Genomic DNA, 1,161 nt, shown 5'->3' with positions numbered 1-1,161 from the left:
GGGCTTCGTAGCGTTCACGACCGGGGAAACGACCACCGGGACCGAAAGTTGCGCGGCCTGGCCCCCGGCCCGGACCGGGGCCGTTTGTTTGCCCGCTGTTCGGCTTCACCTCACCGACCGGTGGCCGCACCGTTGCAGAATCGAGGGTCCTCCTCCGGACCACGAAAGGCCCTTCCCATGCAGGGAGAGCGATTCGCCGCGCCCACACCACCGGGCACGCGGCTGCTCCACATCGGCCCTCACAAGACAGGCACCACCGCCCTCCAGGCCGCCTTCCACCAGGCCCGCGACACCCTGCGGGAGCACGGCGTCGTCTACGCCGGGCCGGGCCGCCAGGCGAAGGACCCGGCCGTCGCGATCGCCAGGAAGGACCCGACCGCGGCGGAGCGGGAGCCGTGGGAGGCGTTCTGTACGGAGGCGGCGGAGGCGGGCGGCATGCGGTTCTTCGCGAGCAGCGAGTTCTTCGCGACCGCCGCCGCGGACACCGCCGGGACGGCCGTGAAGGAACTGGCGGGCGAGCACTCCGTGCACGTCGTGGTCACCCTGCGCCCGCTGCGGAAGATCATGCCGTCGCACTGGCAGCAGTACGTCAAGCACGGGCTCTGCGAGTCGTACGAGACCTGGCTCGACGCCATGCTGCGCAAGCCCCCGTACGACGAGCCGACCCCGGACTTCTGGCACCTCCAGCGGCACGACGAGCTGATCGAGCGCTGGGCGGCGGCCGCGGGGGCGGAGAACGTGACGGCGGTGGTCGTGGACGAGGCCAGGCCGCTGTGGCAGTTCCGCGTCTTCGAGCAGCTCCTCGACCTCCCTGAGGGGGTGCTCGAACCGCAGGAGAGCGGCGGCAACTCCTCGCTGACGCAGAGCGAGGCGGAGCTGCTGCTGCAGCTCAACCGCAAGCTCCGGGACCGCAACTGGAGCACGTGGCGGCAGGGCAAGGTGATCCGCGAGGGCGTGGTCCCGCGGCTGCAGTCGTACGAACCGGCGCCCGGCGAGCCCCGCATCACGACCCCGCCGTGGGCGGAGGAGGCGGTGGCGGAGGTCGCGGAGCGCGTAGTGGCCGGCATCGCGGCGTCGGGGGTCGGGGTGGTCGGCGACCTGGATTCGCTGTCCCGGCGTCCGGACGCCCCGCCCGAGCCGGTGACGCCGACGGAGATCCCC

At 72.5% G+C, this 1,161-nt stretch carries 1 protein-coding gene; it reads left to right on the top strand.

What is annotated here, in order from left to right; translation table 11 throughout:
- Positions 1-177: 177 nt before the first annotated feature.
- Positions 178-1,161: hypothetical protein (locus tag H5J30_RS34640; RefSeq protein ID WP_181791771.1), on the top strand; the 984-nt coding region annotated here is incomplete at its 3' end.

The organism is Streptomyces phytophilus, from assembly GCF_013870535.1.
GTDB lineage: Bacteria > Actinomycetota > Actinomycetes > Streptomycetales > Streptomycetaceae > Streptomyces > Streptomyces phytophilus.
The sequence above is the reverse complement of the archived record's forward strand: the minus strand, read 5'-3'. Positions and strand labels throughout refer to the sequence as shown.